This window comes from Bradyrhizobium sp. NAS80.1, from assembly GCF_001908205.1.
In the GTDB taxonomy this organism is placed as follows: domain Bacteria; phylum Pseudomonadota; class Alphaproteobacteria; order Rhizobiales; family Xanthobacteraceae; genus Bradyrhizobium.
The window spans coordinates 45,993-60,555 of the sequence record NZ_LGHL01000014.1; the positions used below are offsets into that span (position 1 = coordinate 45,993).

The 14,563-nt window shown below is 64.5% G+C and carries 11 protein-coding genes and 2 pseudogenes; 6 read left to right on the top strand and 7 right to left on the bottom strand.

Features of this window, described 5'->3' with window-relative positions:
* Positions 1-20: 20 nt before the first annotated feature.
* Genes AC629_RS03915 through lptF form a run of 3 tightly spaced genes read right to left on the bottom strand, consistent with a single transcriptional unit; the run spans position 21 to position 4,770 of the window.
* On the bottom strand, positions 21-2,507 hold the full coding sequence (locus tag AC629_RS03915; protein WP_084803468.1) for an LPS-assembly protein LptD: 2,487 nt from the start codon (positions 2,505-2,507) through the stop codon (positions 21-23).
* Positions 2,507-3,604 (bottom strand): LPS export ABC transporter permease LptG, encoded by a 1,098-nt coding sequence (lptG, locus tag AC629_RS03920; protein WP_084803469.1) that lies wholly within the window; start codon positions 3,602-3,604, stop codon positions 2,507-2,509. Before lptG ends, AC629_RS03915 begins: the two co-directional genes overlap by 1 nt.
* Positions 3,601-4,770, bottom strand: coding sequence for an LPS export ABC transporter permease LptF (gene lptF / locus AC629_RS03925; RefSeq protein WP_084803470.1), 1,170 nt, complete (start codon positions 4,768-4,770; stop codon positions 3,601-3,603). Before lptF ends, lptG begins: the two co-directional genes overlap by 4 nt.
* A 342-nt stretch (positions 4,771-5,112) precedes the next feature.
* On the opposite strand from lptF, the gene AC629_RS03930 reads away from it, so the two are divergent.
* The 4 genes and pseudogenes from AC629_RS03930 to AC629_RS50420 all read left to right on the top strand — a co-directional run.
* On the top strand, positions 5,113-6,612 hold the full coding sequence (locus tag AC629_RS03930) for a leucyl aminopeptidase (protein ID WP_084803471.1): 1,500 nt from the start codon (positions 5,113-5,115) through the stop codon (positions 6,610-6,612).
* On the top strand, positions 6,609-7,061 hold the full coding sequence (locus AC629_RS03935) for a DNA polymerase III subunit chi (protein ID WP_084803472.1): 453 nt from the start codon (positions 6,609-6,611) through the stop codon (positions 7,059-7,061). The genes AC629_RS03930 and AC629_RS03935 overlap by 4 nt, the downstream gene beginning before the upstream one ends.
* A 166-nt stretch (positions 7,062-7,227) precedes the next feature.
* Positions 7,228-7,723, top strand: a pseudogene (locus tag AC629_RS03940) (hypothetical protein).
* 292 nt (positions 7,724-8,015) lie between these two features.
* Positions 8,016-8,297 (top strand): annotated as a pseudogene (locus AC629_RS50420) (GNAT family N-acetyltransferase); the annotation flags it as partial.
* A gap of 391 nt (positions 8,298-8,688) precedes the next feature.
* Here the strand turns inward: AC629_RS50420 and AC629_RS03950 are convergent.
* The 3 genes from AC629_RS03950 to AC629_RS03960 all read right to left on the bottom strand — a co-directional run bounded on the left by AC629_RS03950 (position 8,689) and on the right by AC629_RS03960 (position 11,267).
* On the bottom strand, positions 8,689-10,551 hold the full coding sequence (locus AC629_RS03950) for an ABC-F family ATP-binding cassette domain-containing protein (RefSeq protein WP_084803473.1): 1,863 nt from the start codon (positions 10,549-10,551) through the stop codon (positions 8,689-8,691).
* A 64-nt stretch (positions 10,552-10,615) separates the two neighbouring features.
* Entirely contained in the window at positions 10,616-10,798 is a 183-nt protein-coding gene (locus AC629_RS03955; RefSeq protein WP_084803474.1) for a hypothetical protein, read from the bottom strand.
* A gap of 214 nt (positions 10,799-11,012) precedes the next feature.
* Positions 11,013-11,267, bottom strand: a complete 255-nt coding sequence (locus AC629_RS03960; RefSeq protein ID WP_084803475.1) for a sulfur globule protein precursor — start codon at positions 11,265-11,267, stop codon at positions 11,013-11,015.
* A gap of 311 nt (positions 11,268-11,578) precedes the next feature.
* Between AC629_RS03960 and ndk the strand changes: the two genes are divergently transcribed.
* Positions 11,579-12,001, top strand: a complete 423-nt coding sequence (gene ndk / locus AC629_RS03965) for a nucleoside-diphosphate kinase (protein WP_084803476.1) — start codon at positions 11,579-11,581, stop codon at positions 11,999-12,001.
* 131 nt (positions 12,002-12,132) lie between these two features.
* On the top strand, positions 12,133-12,993 hold the full coding sequence (locus tag AC629_RS03970; RefSeq protein WP_084803477.1) for a TerC family protein: 861 nt from the start codon (positions 12,133-12,135) through the stop codon (positions 12,991-12,993).
* A gap of 58 nt (positions 12,994-13,051) precedes the next feature.
* Here the strand turns inward: AC629_RS03970 and ppx are convergent, their stop codons facing one another.
* Positions 13,052-14,554: an exopolyphosphatase gene (gene ppx / locus AC629_RS03975; RefSeq protein WP_084803478.1), complete on the bottom strand. Its 1,503-nt coding sequence runs from the start codon at positions 14,552-14,554 to the stop codon at positions 13,052-13,054.
* Positions 14,555-14,563: the final 9 nt, after the last annotated feature.

The window sequence follows — 14,563 nt, forward strand, 5'->3', positions numbered from 1 at the left end:
GCGCAGGCACTTCAGACGGTCTACTGGTAGCCGGCGGAACTGCTAGATCCGGTCGAGGTCGCCAACGTGCGCAGACCGATCTGGAACATGATCGCGTGGCTCAGCACGGGCGGCGTCGTGCCCGCGGAGTAGCTATACGAAGTTACATAGTTAGCCGCCAGCACGAAGCAATCGTCGACATAGCCGGCGCCGAGCACATACTGGTTGATCTTGTTGGCCTCGAGGTCCCAGCGCGCAGAGCCCGTCACCACCCAGTTGGCCGCAACCTTCAGCGAGCCGGAGGTCAGGATGCCCTCGCGGCGCGTCAGATAGCCGAGCTCAGGCTGCGCCGCGTAATTACCGTACATCACGCTCATCGACCAGCGATTGAAGTTGGCGCGGCCTTCCGCCTCGAAGCGCTGGACGTTCCAGGTCTGCTCGTCCATGCGGGAGCGGACGCTGAACGTATAGGTGCTGTTGGGCGAGTAGCTGGCGCTCGCCACGTAATCGGACTGCGGCTTGTCGAGGCCGGAATCGAGGCCGGTGTTGATGGAGTCCTGGACCGTGTATGAGTTCAGGCCGAACAGCTGGTAGGACTGGCCGAACAGCACCTTGACGGCGCCGCCCTTGTCGAACTGCGTGGTGGCCTGCACGCCGACATTGGCGCGGCCGCCGCCCTCGACGCGGTCGTAGCCGGAGAATTTGTCGACGCTGAACAGGTTCGAGGTGTCGAACACCATGCTCTGCGCGTCCTCGTTCGGGAGCTTGCCGGCATAAGTCTCGTTCGGCCGAATGATGATCTGCGCGATCGGCTCGATGGTGGTTGAGCCCCAGGGCTGAACGTTGATGAAGGGATAGCGGTACTCCAGACCGACGGTCGGCATCAGGCGCAGCGCCTGGGTGTCGCCGACGGGCAGGAAGTTGGACACGCCGGGCTGGTTGGAGACCGAGGAGTTGATCGCGTCGGCGCGCAGGATGGCGAACGGCGTCCAGATCTCACCGAACGGATCGGTGAAGGACTTGCGCCACTGCGCTTCCGCGGTCAGGCGGGTGTAGGTGCCGGGGAAGCCTCGCAGCAAGCACTGCGAAGGCGTGCGCGCAAGTGGATCGGCCGACGCCGTCGTGCACAGGCCGGCGGTGTTGGCGAGCGTCGTGATCGGATCGAACACCGCGGTGTCACGCGACAGGTTCACGAAATTGGTCTTGTAGCTGAACTCGCCGCCGAAGACCGGATAGTTGAGCACGTTCGAGTAGTCGATCACTGGGTAGACGACCGGCACCTGGCTCTGGTTGCCCGAGTAGCTCAGCCAATACATCGTGCGCGCGTCGAAGAAGCTGCGATTGCCGACGCCGGTCAAATAGAGCTGCGACAGCGCGTCGGTCGGTAGATACAGGAACGAGCCCAGCGGATCGCGGTACTGCGACAACCGATAGTCCGAGAAGAAATAGTAGTCGGACATCAGGACGCCGTCCCAACCCCAGACCCACTTGTCGTTCAGCGCGAACTGGCCCTTGGTATCGACAGCGCCGCGGAACTGGCGATCGCCGGGTTGACCGGCGAGCGCGCCCGGGTCGAGCTGGTCGATGCCGTAGACGCGGATTTGGTAGGCGCCGTCCATCAGGCGCTGCCGGAACTCGGCCTGGAACAGCACGCCCTGCTTGGACGTGATGCGGGGATTGAAGGTCAGGTCCATGTCGGGCGCGATCGCCCAATAGAACGGAACTTCGACGCCGTAGCCGAACGGAGTGTTCGACGTGAAGCCCGGCATCAGGAAGCCGGTCTTGCGCTTCACGGTCGGGTCGGGCGTCGAGAAATAGGGCATGTAGGCGAGCGGCACACCGAAGAATTCGAGCTGTGCCGTCTCGAAGTAGAGCATCTTTTCCTGCTGGTCGTGGATGATGCGGGCACCCTTGACCTGCCACAGCGGCGGCTTCTTCGGATCATCCTTACAGGGCGCGCAGGCGGTGTAGACGCCGTTCTCGAACACTGTGTAGTTGCCGCTGGAGCGGTCGGCGCGGCTCGCGGCCATGCGGGTTTGGTCGGCGGTGTCCACGCGCAGCGAATCGACGAAACCGTCACGGTAGTCGTCGGAGAGATCCATGATCTCGGCATAGGTGATCTTGCCGTCGGCATCCGTCATGCGGATGTTGCCTTCGGCATGGAGGCGCTTGGTCTTCTGGTCGTAGACGACCCTGTCGGCCTCGACGCTGGTGCCGTTGTAGAACAGCTGGACGTTACCGACCGCGGAGACGCGCGAATTGTTGTAGTCGTAGTCGACCTCGGTCGCCTGAACCAGCATCTGGTTGTCGTTGGCGACCTTCGGCGGCTTCGGACGCGGCGGCAGCGGGTTGTAGGTGAAGCTCTGGGCTGATGCCGGCGTTACTGCGGCAACGCCCATCAGGCCGCCGAGCGAAGCCACGGCGGCGACAGCAAGCAGGATCCTGCGGATGGACAAACGGCACCCGTTCGCGCGCACCATTGTGCGCCGCGTCAAACGAGACACGGGTCCTCGGCGGACGGTCGTCACTATCCGTCCTCCTGATACAGCAAGGCTAAAAAGCCGGTGAGGCCGCCCACCACCACGGGCAACCACGCCGCAGCGATCGGATGCATCAACTCAGCCTTGCTCAAGTCTTCAGTCACTTTCGACAGAACGTAGAGCAGAAAGCCTGCGCCCACGCCACTCAAAACCATCTTCTGCACGCCGCCCATCCGAAAGAAACGCAACGACACGGAGGCCGCAAGCATCACCATGGCTGCAAGCAAAAACGGCTGCGCCAGAAGCTTGTGATACTGGAGTCGGTATCCGGCTGTCGCGAAGCCTGAGCTTTCGGAAGAGCGGATGTAGCTCGGTAGTTGCCAAAAAGACACAGTCTCGGGTGTGGAAAAGCTGTTGCGGACCTGCGCCTCGGTCAGCGTCGTCGGAATCTCCAGGGTGGCCTGGTCGATCGGTGGCGAATCCAGCGAGAAGCGGCGGACGGACTTGAACAGCCAGTGGCCGGCCTCGAGCGTGGCCTCGCGGGCCTCGATCCGCTCCTTGAAATGCCAATCCGTATCGAATCGGAACAGCGTCAGCCCGGTCAGCCGGACGCCCTGTTGTTCGCTGCGCGCAGCATTGATGATGACCTGGCCATCATCGGTGACCTGGTTGAGCCAGAAGCCGGAGGCGTCCTGGATGCCGCCGCCGGGCGCCGAGCCGAACAGCTCGGCCTCCATGCGCTTGGAGAGCTCGCGCAGATTGGCCGACAGCGGATTGTAGGCGACGGTGGCGATCACGCCGATCAGGAGCGCGCTGCCGAGCGCCGGCGAGATGAACTGCCACGCGGAGATGCCGGCGGCGCGCGCAACCACGAGCTCGAGCCGGCGGGAGAGGGCGAGGTAGCAGGTCATGGCGCCGATCAGCATGCAGAACGGCGTCAGCTTCTCCAGCAGCTGCGGCACCCGGAACAGCGAGGTCTCGGCCACCATGATCGCGGAGGCGGAGGCGAGGCCAGAGGTCTTGCGCACCATCTCGATATAGTCGACCAGCACCAGCAGCAGGAAAATGCCCGCGAACACGCCGAGCGCCGCGACGACGAATCGTCCGGCAAAATAGCGCCCGAGTGTGTTGGTGAGCATGCTCATGCGGTGGCCGGCCGTCCGAACAGCCGCGCGATCCGCGCGTTCGACCTGTTGATAGCCTCCAGGAGGCCGGGCGGCGGTTCGACCACGATGCCGCCGATGATCATCCAGACGCCGGTGCCGATCGCGGCCGCGAGCATCGTATACTGAACCAGCGCCGCGGCCGGCGATTTCACCGCCATCACCGAGCAGGCGAATCCCGCCATGCGCAGGCCGAACACCGCCAGCACCGAGCCGCCGATCGAGAAATTGCGGCTCTGGCGCGTGGTGCGCGGCGCGCCGAGGAAGGCGAAGGTCAGCGCCGCAAAGGCGAACGGATAGAGTGGCGCCATGATGCGGTCATGCAGCTCGGACCGGAACTGGCCGGGGACCGCCTTGTACACAGGATCGTCCTCGGAGGGCGAGAACAGCTCCCAGAGATAGCGCTCGCGGATGCCGAGGGTGACGTCGTGGCCCTGGTTGGAGAACTTCGACATGTCGAAGCCGTAGCGGCCGAACGCCACCAGCGCGGGATCGCGCTTGCCGGTCTCGAAACGCTGGAGATTGCCGTCCTTCAGCACCAGGAACGATCCGTTGTCGTTCTTCACGACCTCGCCGTGCTCGGCGACGATCGAGACGCGCTCGTTCGGATCACGGCGATCGTCGATGAAGATGCCGGCCAGAATGCCGCCGGGCTGGCGTTCGCGGATCCGGATCGTGAGGTTCTTGTCGAGCTGGGCGAAGCGGCCGGGCTGCAGGATGTTGGTGAGCACGTCCGCGGTGATCTCGGCGTCCCACTGCTTGATCCGCCGCATGCCGTCGGGGGCAAGGTAGGCTGCGATGAAGCCTACGAGCAGCGCCACCACGCAGGTGGCGTAGAAGAACGGATAGAAAAGCCGGAACGGCGAGAAGCCGGCGGCATTCATCACGATGATCTCGGAATCGGTCGCGAGCTTGTTCAGCGTGTGCGAGATCGCGATCATCAGCGCGATCGGCGAGATGATCAGGACCAGGGCCGGGACCACGAGGCTGGTGATGCCGAGGAAGGTCAGGATGGTCTGACCCTGACTCGTCATCAGGTCGATGCCGCGCAACGCCTGCGTAATCCAGATCACGCCCGTGAGGCTGACCAGGACCAGCGCAAACGACGCCAGCGTCGTGCGGAAAATATACCTATCAATTGACCCCATGCGCTACCGCACGAATCCCACCGAGTCCCCACTGCAGGCCCAAATTCCGGCTGCCCAACCAATCCCCTGAAAGGGGATCCCCAAGGTCGACCAGCCGCCTCTTCGTCCGGCTTACACACTCTCACTACCATCCCTTTGATCCGTCAACAAAATGGCTGCCCCGTGGCACCCTCGATGTATGGTTAATATTTCCCTCGTTGTGGCCTGGCGGCCACGGGGGCGCTTGGCATCTGCCGGGTCGCTGGCCCATAGTGCGGCCGGCTCAGTGAATCGCCATTCAGGTCCGGTCTCTGGCCGGGATCGCCGAACGGCAAAAAGTCCCATGTTTTGGAGGAGTTACCCATGTCCGATGCCATCAAGGTCGGCTTCGTCCCGTTGTCTGCCGCCCCCCGTGGCATCATGGTCGTGTTCTGCGACGACAGTCTGAAAGTCGGTCCGGCGACGGCCAAGGCGCTGGGCGGCGCCACCGAACTCGTGAAGCGGGCGGCCTCCGCCGCCGCCTTCAAAGGCAAGAGCGGCGCCGCGCTGGATATTCTGGCGCCGGAGGGGGTGAAGGCCTCCCGTCTGATGGTAATCGGTGTCGGCAAGGCAACCGGCCTGAAGGCGAACGACTTTCTCAAATTCGGCGGTGTGGCGGCGAGCAAGCTTCCGGCCGGGGCTGCCGCCATGACCATCATGGCGGAACTGCCTGGCAGCGCCATGACGAGCGAGCAGGCGGTCGCGATCGCCTCGGGCCTGCGGCTGCGCGCCTACAAGTTCGACCGGTACAAGACAAAGAAGAAGGACGGCGAGGAAGGCGGCTCGCGCGCCGACGTCTCGCTCGCGGTTGGCGATGCGGCCGCGGCGAAGAAGGCGTTTGCCTCGGCCGGCCACGTCGTCAATGGCGTCATCATCGCGCGCGACCTCGTCAACGAGCCGCCGAATGTACTTTTCCCCGAGGAATTCGCGCGCCGCGCCGGTCAGCTCCGCAAGCTCGGCGTCAAGGTCGAGGTGCTCGACGTCAAGGCGATGGACAAGCTCGGTATGGGCGCGCTGCTCGGTGTCGGCCAGGGCTCCGTACGGCCGAGCCGCACCGTGATCATGCGCTGGGACGGCGGCAAGAGGGGCGATGCGCCGGTCGCCTTCGTCGGCAAGGGCGTCTGCTTCGATACTGGCGGCATTTCGATCAAGCCAGCCGGCAGCATGGAGGACATGAAGGGCGATATGGGCGGAGCTGCCTGCGTCGTCGGCCTGATGCACGCGCTCGCAGCGCGCAAGGCCAAGGTCAACGTGGTCGGCGCCATCGGCCTCGTCGAGAACATGCCCGACGGCAACGCGCAGCGGCCGGGCGATATCGTCACCTCGATGTCGGGCCAGACCATCGAGATCATCAACACCGACGCGGAAGGCCGTCTCGTGCTGGCCGACGTGCTCTGGTACGTCGCCAAGAAGACGAAGCCGAAATTCATGGTGGATCTGGCGACGCTGACCGGTGCGATCATGGTCGCGCTCGGCACCGAGCATGCCGGCATGTTCTCCAACAATGACGAGCTTGCGGACCGGCTGCTCGCGGCCGGCATCGAGAGCGGGGAAAAGGTCTGGCGAATGCCGCTCGGCCCCGAATACGACAAGCTGATCGATTCCCAGTTCGCCGACATGAAGAACACCGGCGGCCGTCATGGTGGCTCGATCACCGCCGCGCAGTTCCTCCAGCGCTTCGTTGACGGTACGCCCTGGGCGCATCTCGACATCGCCGGCACCGCCATGGGCGCGCCGAAGACCGACATCAACCAGAGCTGGGGCTCCGGCTATGGCGTCCGGCTGCTCGACCGGCTGGTTGCCGACCATTACGAGCGCAAATGACCGAAGTGCTGTTCTACCATCTGCAAAATATGACGGTGGAGAACGTGTTGCCGCCGCTTCTCGAGAAATCGCTCGAGCGCGGCTGGCGAGTCGTGGTGCAATCGACCTCGCCGGAGCGGGCCGAAGCGCTGGACGCGCATCTGTGGACCTATCGCGACGATTCCTTCCTGCCGCACGCGACATGGCGGGTGAACGACGCCGCCGATCAGCCGATCGTGCTGGCGGTCGAGGAGGACAATCCCAACGGCGCCAATGTCCGCTTCCTGATAGACAACGCCACGCTGCCCCAGGACGCGCAGGGCTATGAGCGGGTGGTGCTGCTGTTCAACGGCGACGATCCGGACGCGCTCGCTCTGGCCCGCAGCGCCTGGACGGATTGCAAGGCGCGGGGATTTGAAGTCACCTATTGGCAGGCCGACGAACGGGGCCGGTGGCAGCGGCGGAATTAGCGGTCGATCGCAATTAATGATAATTTGCACTTTTCGCGCGATGATGGCTTTTGTCACCTTCGTGCCGCAAAGTGATGTTGGGACAATCGCTTAGGGCTGGTCCTTCACGCGGGGAATTTAGTTGATCGTGCGACATCAAAAGCTTCCCAGGTCGCTCATAGTTGCGTTGGCTGCCGTAGCACCGCTGGTCGCTGGCTGCTCGAGCGGGACTGATTTGCTGTCGAAGGACGCCGAATGGTTCCAGAGGCCAAGCCGTCTGTTCATCAAGAGCATCTCGATTGAATCGCCGCCGCTGACGCCTGACAAGCCAGTTGGAGCCGAGGATCTGGTCAGCGCCGACGGGGCCTGTCCAGGCGTGGCGCCGCCCCCCCGGGCCGGCGGATGCCAACGCGTCGACGACAGCGCCGGCGCCCACGGGCGGCACGGTCGCGCTCGGCCACACCGAATGCGACGTGGTACGCGGCATCGGCTCGCCCTCGACCGTCAACCTCTCCAACGATGCCGCCGGCCGGCGCGTCGCCGTGGTCACCTGGACAACCGGTCCGCGCGCCGGCATCTACACCTTCACCTCTGGCCGCCTGTCCTCGATCGAGGGCACGACAGAGGCACCGGTTGCGCCGAAGCCCGCCAAGCCGAAGGCGAAGAAGAAGGCGGCCACGTAACACGGTGCTCTTGTCCCGGACGCGGCGCGGCATGAAATGACGCGACGCTGAGCCGGGACCCAGCTCTCTCGATCACAGGCCCCGGCTCAGCAGCGCGTCACTATCGCTGCAGAGGGATTTGTCGCCTCGGAAACCGCCTCGCGCTCTCTAGCGCATGTCCTGGCTAGTGAATCGACCTGAATCGGCTCGATCATCCTGTGCGCGCGACATAACGGGCTTTCCAATGGATCTGACTTTCTTGCCCACGACGCAGTCTGACGCTGATGTTCTGGTGACCATTCGCATCGACGCAATGCGCGAGAGCTTGGAGCGGATAGGGCGCTTTGATCCACAGCGTGCGCGGGATCGCTTTTTGGCGTCTTTTGACCCGGCGCTGTGCCGCTTCATCGAAGTCGGCGATGTCCGAGTGGGCTTTGTCTCGGTTCGTCCTCAGCAGGACCACTGGCTTCTGGACCATCTGTACATCGTGCCCGAACATCAGGGAAAGGGCATCGGAGCAGCAGTGCTTCGAAAGATATTTGCAGATGCCGATTCGCACCGCATCTCTGTCCGCGTGGGCGCGTTGCGTGGCAGCGAGTCGAACCGCTTCTATCAACGACACGGCTTCAAGCAGACGAAGCAGAGTGGGACATTTACTACATGCGTCCACCGCGTTTCAAAAAGGATTAGCTGTCCAAAGGTTCATCATATTGCGGAGCCTGGAGGTGACCGCGCGCTAGGGGCGCAATACGATAGCAGCGAGCCCAACGGGCAGGAGCTCAGCTACAGCGCACGCATCTCGCTCGATCGTATCCCCGGGAATGGCGCCGTGGAGTCGCCGCTGCAGCGCTACCGGCACGAAATTATGCGGGAATGCCAATTTCGACGGATTATCTTCGCTATTTCAATCAGTTGTGTTGCATCACCCGCGCGCTTCCGGCAGCCACCGCGTTACTGTGCATGGGGTTGTTTTTCAGATTTTGAATCTAACCCGCCGCCTCATCAAACTGCGCGCTCGCCTCCAGCCATTGCTCCTCCGCGCGCGCCAGCGCGTCGGCAGCATTGGAGCGGGCCTTCGACAGTTGCGCGGCCTGCTTGGGGTCGCGCGTGAAGATGTCAGGCAGGGCGAGGGCTGTGTCGATCTTGGCGATGATGTCGCTGACGCGGGCGATCTCGGCTTCGGCTTCCGCGATGCGCTTCTTCAGTGAGCCGCGATTGTCCGACTTCGGACGCTGTGGCTTCTCGTTTGGCGTGCTGCGCTCGCGCGGGGCGGGTTCGGCATTGCGCGTGGACAGCACCAGGCGGCGGTACTCGTCGAGATCGCCGTCGTAATTGGTCACAGTGCGGTCGGCGACGATCCAGAGCCGCTCGGCGCAGGCCTCGATCAGATAGCGATCGTGCGAGACCATGATGACCGCACCCGGAAACTCGTTGATCGCCTCGGCGAGTGCGGCGCGGCTGTCGATGTCGAGATGGTTGGTCGGCTCGTCCAGGATGATCATGTTGGGGCCGAAGAAGGTCGCTAGCCCCAGCAGGAGCCGCGCCTTCTCGCCGCCCGACAGTTTTCCCGCCTTGGTGTCGGCCGCCTTGCCGGAGAAGCCGATCGCGCCGGCGCGTGCCCGCACTTTTGCTTCGGGCGCATCGCCCATCAGCTTGCGGATGTGGTCGTAGGCGGAGGCGTCCTCGTTCAGCTCGTCGAGCTGGTGCTGCGCGAAATAGGCGATCGACAGCTTGTCGGCTCGCGTCACCTTGCCGGAGAATGGCGCGAGGCGGCCGGCGAGCAGCTTGACCAGCGTCGACTTGCCATTGCCGTTGGCGCCGAGAAGCGCGATGCGGTCGTCATTGTCGATGCGCAACGTGACGCGGCCCAGCACGGGCGTTGCCGGATCGTAGCCGACCGAGGCGTTGTCGACGGCGATGATCGGCGGCGACAAGATCTTCTCCGGCGCGGGAAAGCTGATCTCGCGCACGTCCTCGGTGACCAGCGCCGTGATCGGCTTGAGCCGCTCCAGCATCTTCACGCGAGACTGCGCCTGGCGCGCTTTCGAGGCCTTGGCCTTGAAGCGGTCGACGAAGGCCTGCAGGCGCGCGCGCTCGGCCTCCTGGCGCTTGACCTGCTTGGCATCGAGCAGTTCCCGCGCGGCGCGCTGCTCCTCGAAGGAGGAGTAGGTGCCGCGGTAGAGCGTGAGCTTGCCGCGCTCCAGATGCAGGATCTGGTCGACCGAGCTTTCGAGGAGATCGCGGTCGTGGCTGATCACGATCACGGTGCGCGGATAGTGCGCGAGGTGATCCTCGAGCCACAGCGTGCCTTCGAGGTCGAGATAGTTGGTGGGCTCGTCAAGGAGTAGCAGGTCGGGCGCCGCGAACAGCGTGGCGGCAAGCGCGACGCGCATACGCCAGCCGCCGGAGAACTCGGCGCAGGGGCGCAGCTGATCGGCGGCGGAAAAGCCGAGGCCGGAGAGGATCGCGGCGGCGCGGCTCGGCGCCGAATGCGCGTCGATGTCGACGAGCCGGGTCTGGATCTCGGCGATCCGGTGCGGATCGGTCACGCTTTCGGCCTCGGCGAGCAGCGCGTCGCGTTCGAGATCGGCCTTGAGCACGACGGAGATCAGGCTTTCGGGGCCGTTCGGGGCCTCTTGCGCGAGGCTGCCCACCCGCCAGCGCGGCGGCAGGGTCACCGAACCGTGCTCGGCCGCCAGCTCTCCCCGGATCACCTTGAATAGCGTCGACTTGCCGGTGCCGTTGCGCCCGACCATGCCGACGCGCGAGCCGGGGGTGATCTGCACGGAACTCTGGTCAATCAGAAGGCGTCCGGCGAGGCGGATGGAGAGGTCGGTGATCGAGAGCATGCGGCCTTGTCACCGCAAGGCGCCCCGAACGCAACCCGTTTTTGCGCAGGCTGGTTTGCGTCCGTCAATTCTGCGAGCTGCCGTCGCGATCGCGCTTCTTCAATTCGTTCAGAAGGTGTTCGAGATGCGAGGTCAGTCGCGGTTCGGGGCGAAGGCTCTGCTGGAGCCGTTCGCCCACGGCTTCGCAAATCGAGCGGCTCGTGCGCCGGTCGATCTGTTCGCTGTCATTGGCAGAAAGGCCAGCCATCGCGGAGGTCCGTGTTCTCAAAGTAACAACACGGTACCAAGTCCTTGGCCCCCAAAATGGTTTCGCCGGATGTGGGGAATGCTTGGCATTCTAGTAAAAATAGTATGAACGCGTGATATCCGCCCAAATACAAAGCCCCGGCGCAGGGGGAACGCCGGGGCTTCGCATGGAGGGTACCTTGGGGGAAGGTACCGGCAGGAAGGTGCTGTCGGGCTCAGTAGCAGCGGTTGATCAGCCGCCAGCGAGGTCCCCAGGGGGTCGGGACCAGACGGCGCACATAGCAGCCGCCGTAACCGTAGGAGACGGGGCCGCCGACATAGTAGCGCGGAGCGCCCCAGCCGTAGCCACCGTGCCAGCCGCCGCCGTGCCAGCCCCAGCCGCCATGCCAGTGAGCGGAGGCGGAGGTCGGTGCCAGCGCGGCACCCAGCGCGACCGCGGCGATGGCGGCAAGCGAAAGTTTCCTCAACATGGTGATCTCCTCAAAACTGCCGGCGCGGGGCTATCGCGTCGATGGAAAGGCCGCCGAAACGGTCCACCTCGTGATCAGGCTTTGGTTTCGATGGGCCCAACCTTACGCCGGCGAGGCTGAACCGAATCCTGACAGAGGCTTCAGATTGGGTTCATCCGGGTGAAATTGTTGTAATCCATGTTGGAATCAGGAGCCTGCGCCCTGCGGCGAAGCGCCTGTGAGGGCCGATCTGGCGGTCGCTTGCCGGATGGCGAAGGCGCCGATATAAGCCCCGCAACTCCGAACCACCGATTTTCCTCAAGGACACGACCATGGCGATTGAACGCACTTTCTCGATCATCAAGCCCGATGCGACCGCGCGTAACCTGACCGGCGCGGTTAACGCCGTGATCGAGAAGGCGGGCCTGCGCATCGTCGCGCAGAAGCGCATCCGCATGACCAAGGAGCAGGCCGAAACCTTCTATGCCGTCCACAAGGCGCGGCCGTTCTTCGGCGAACTCGTTGAGTTCATGACCTCGGGCCCGGTGGTCGTCCAGGTGCTGGAAGGCGAGGATGCTGTTGCCAAGTACCGCGACGCGATGGGTGCGACCGATCCGTCCAAGGCGGCCGATGGCACCATCCGCAAGCTCTACGCCAAGTCGATCGGTGAGAACTCTGCTCACGGCTCGGACGCGCCGGAGACCGCCGCGATCGAGATCGCGCAGTTCTTCTCGGGCAACGAGATCGTCGGCTGATCCATCAGCTGATACTAAGGCGCGATGAATGCCATCGCGCTTCAGGTTCTTGTTTGAGCATGATCTTTTCGGAAAACCGCGTCACACTTTTCCGGATCATGCTTTAAGACGACGGGGCGAAAGGACGTATTGTGAACTGGCTCTGGCAGATCTTCGATCCCGCTACGATCGGGGCACTCTTCACCCAGTTCCGCAATGAGATGGCCGAGCCGACCTTCTGGATTGCGGTCGGCAAGATCATCTGGATCAACATCCTGCTCTCCGGCGACAATGCGCTGGTGATCGCGCTTGCCTGCCGCGGCCTGAAGCCGCGGCACCGGCTATGGGGCATGATCCTGGGTGCCGGCGCGGCGGTGCTGCTGCGGATCATCTTCACCGGCATCGTCGCGAGCCTGATGGAGCTGCCCTACCTCAAGCTCATCGGCGGTCTCGCGCTGATCGTGATCGCGGCCAAGCTCCTCGTGCCGGAGCAAGAGGACGAGGACGGCGTCGAGTCGGCTTCGCATCTCTGGCAGGCGGTGCAGATCGTCGTCGTCGCCGACATCGTCATGAGTCTGGACAACGTCATTGCGGTGGCTGCCGCCGCGAATGGCAGCGTGCCGTTGCTGATCCTCGGCCTCGCCATCAGCGTGCCCCTGATCGTGGCCGGTGCGGCGCTGATCATGGCGCTGCTCGCCAAGCTGCCGGTCCTGGTGTGGGCCGGCGCGGCGCTGCTCGGATGGATCGCCGGCGAGGTGATCGCGACCGATCCCGGCATCGCGCCGAAGCTGCACACGCTGTTCGACGGCCCGTTCGGCGCATCCCTGGACAATATGCTTGCGGGCTTGCGCATCCCGCCGCAATTCGCCCATGGCGGCGGAGGCGGCGAATATCTCTGCGCGGCGCTCGGCGTTGTCGTCGTGCTGGTCGTCGGCTCGATCTGGCGCCGGCGCAGCCTGACCCAGGCCGCGCTCGAATCCTCCGAGCGCCACGCCAAGGCGTCGGCGGAATAGACTATTTTTTGAGCATGATCTTTTCGGAAAACCGCTTCACACTTTTCCGGATCATGCTCTAGCGCCTCACGATCGAGCCGGAGCGGCCGACCAGGCGGGCGAGCTGGCGGAAGCGGCCGCCGACGCGGTCGGCGACGAGGTCGCCGAGGCGATGCTCGAACACCAGCATCAATTTGCGTCCCTGGCTGCGGAAATGCGTGGCCGGCAGCACGCCCGGCCGCGCCGCCGAGATCAGATGCGCGACGCGGAATGCCGCACCCAGCAGGCGGGCGCGTTCGAGCTGCGCCGGCGCCAGCAGCTCCTGCATGGTGGCCGGAGGCTGGTTTTCCTCGCTGAGACCCGCATATCGATAGAACACCGACAGCCCGACGAAGGCGCGCTCGGTGTGGGTGATCGCGCCGAAGTTTCCGTTAACGACGAGGCTCAGCGTCTGCTCGCCGCGATGGTCGGGATGCACGCGCCAGCCGATGTCGGAGAGCAGGCACGCGGTGTGACGCAGCCGGCGATCCTCTTCGGTCTCGCGCAGCTTCACCACGCGCGCGAGGCGGTCGGTCCAGGCGATCAACTCACGGGCGTGCTTCGCCGAGCGCGACAGCAGCTGGTTCAGCTCCTCGGCCGCGCAGATCAGCCCGTCCTCGTTGCGTTCGGACTCCGGTAGCTTCTCGTGCAACAGGCCTTCGCGCACTCCGAAGGTCGAGAACACGATGGTCTTCGGCTGGGCCACCCGGATGATGTGCTCGAGCACCAGCGCCGCATAGGTGAGGAGCGGGCGGCGTGCGTCGGCGACGATCTCGATGTCGGCGAGCATGTCTGCGGCCGCGAGCCGCCGCAGGCGGCGCGAGAAGTCGAGCGCTTCTGCTGCGGAAATGGAGTAGCCGTGCATCACCTGGAGCGGATAACCGCTCTGGATGATGTGGATGCGCGCGAGCGCACGCCAGGTGCCGCCCACGGCGTAGAAGGTGCGGCCGCGCCCCGCGGTGAGCTGCGGCACCTCGTCGAGTTCCTCGCGCACGATGCGGTCGGCGCGCTTGAGCGATTTGTGCGCGAGGTCCTGGAGCGCAAGACCGCCGAGCGGCATCGTCACACCATTGCGCAAGCTGTTCCTGCGCACGTCGATCAGCTCGAGAGAGCCGCCGCCGAGATCGCCGACGATGCCGTCGGGGTTATGGATGCCGGAGATCACGCCGAGCGCCGATAGCCGCGCCTCGCGTGGGCCCGACAGGATCTCGATTTTCACGGCGCAGATGCGTTCGGCCTTCGCAATGAAGTCCGGGCCGTTGGAGGCGTCGCGGCAGGCGGCGGTCGCGATCGCAAACACGCGCCCGACCTGCATCACGCGGCACAGCGCGCGGAACCGCTTCAGCGACGTCAGCGCCTTGTCGACGGCGTCGGGCGCGAGCAGGCCGGTGCTCTGCACCTCGCGTCCGAGGCCGCACAGCGTCTTCTCGTTGAAGAGCGGAATGAGGCTCCGGGTCAGACCCTCGTAGACAACGAGACGGACCGAGTTGGAGCCGATGTCGATGACCGCGACGCTCGATCCGCGCTTGCGCGGCCGCTTCACGTCACGGAT

Bases quoted from the DNA above. Each gene is read 5' to 3' on its own strand.
- lptG (WP_084803469.1), bottom strand. From the start codon at position 3,604: ATGAGCATGCTCACCAACACACTCGGGCGCTATTTTGCCGGACGATTC.
- lptF (WP_084803470.1), bottom strand. From the start codon at position 4,770: ATGGGGTCAATTGATAGGTATATTTTCCGCACGACGCTGGCGTCGTTT.
- AC629_RS03930 (WP_084803471.1), top strand. From the start codon at position 5,113: ATGTCCGATGCCATCAAGGTCGGCTTCGTCCCGTTGTCTGCCGCCCCC.
- AC629_RS03935 (WP_084803472.1), top strand. From the start codon at position 6,609: ATGACCGAAGTGCTGTTCTACCATCTGCAAAATATGACGGTGGAGAAC.
- AC629_RS03950 (WP_084803473.1), bottom strand. From the start codon at position 10,551: ATGCTCTCGATCACCGACCTCTCCATCCGCCTCGCCGGACGCCTTCTG.
- AC629_RS03955 (WP_084803474.1), bottom strand. From the start codon at position 10,798: ATGGCTGGCCTTTCTGCCAATGACAGCGAACAGATCGACCGGCGCACG.
- AC629_RS03960 (WP_084803475.1), bottom strand. From the start codon at position 11,267: ATGTTGAGGAAACTTTCGCTTGCCGCCATCGCCGCGGTCGCGCTGGGT.
- ndk (WP_084803476.1), top strand. From the start codon at position 11,579: ATGGCGATTGAACGCACTTTCTCGATCATCAAGCCCGATGCGACCGCG.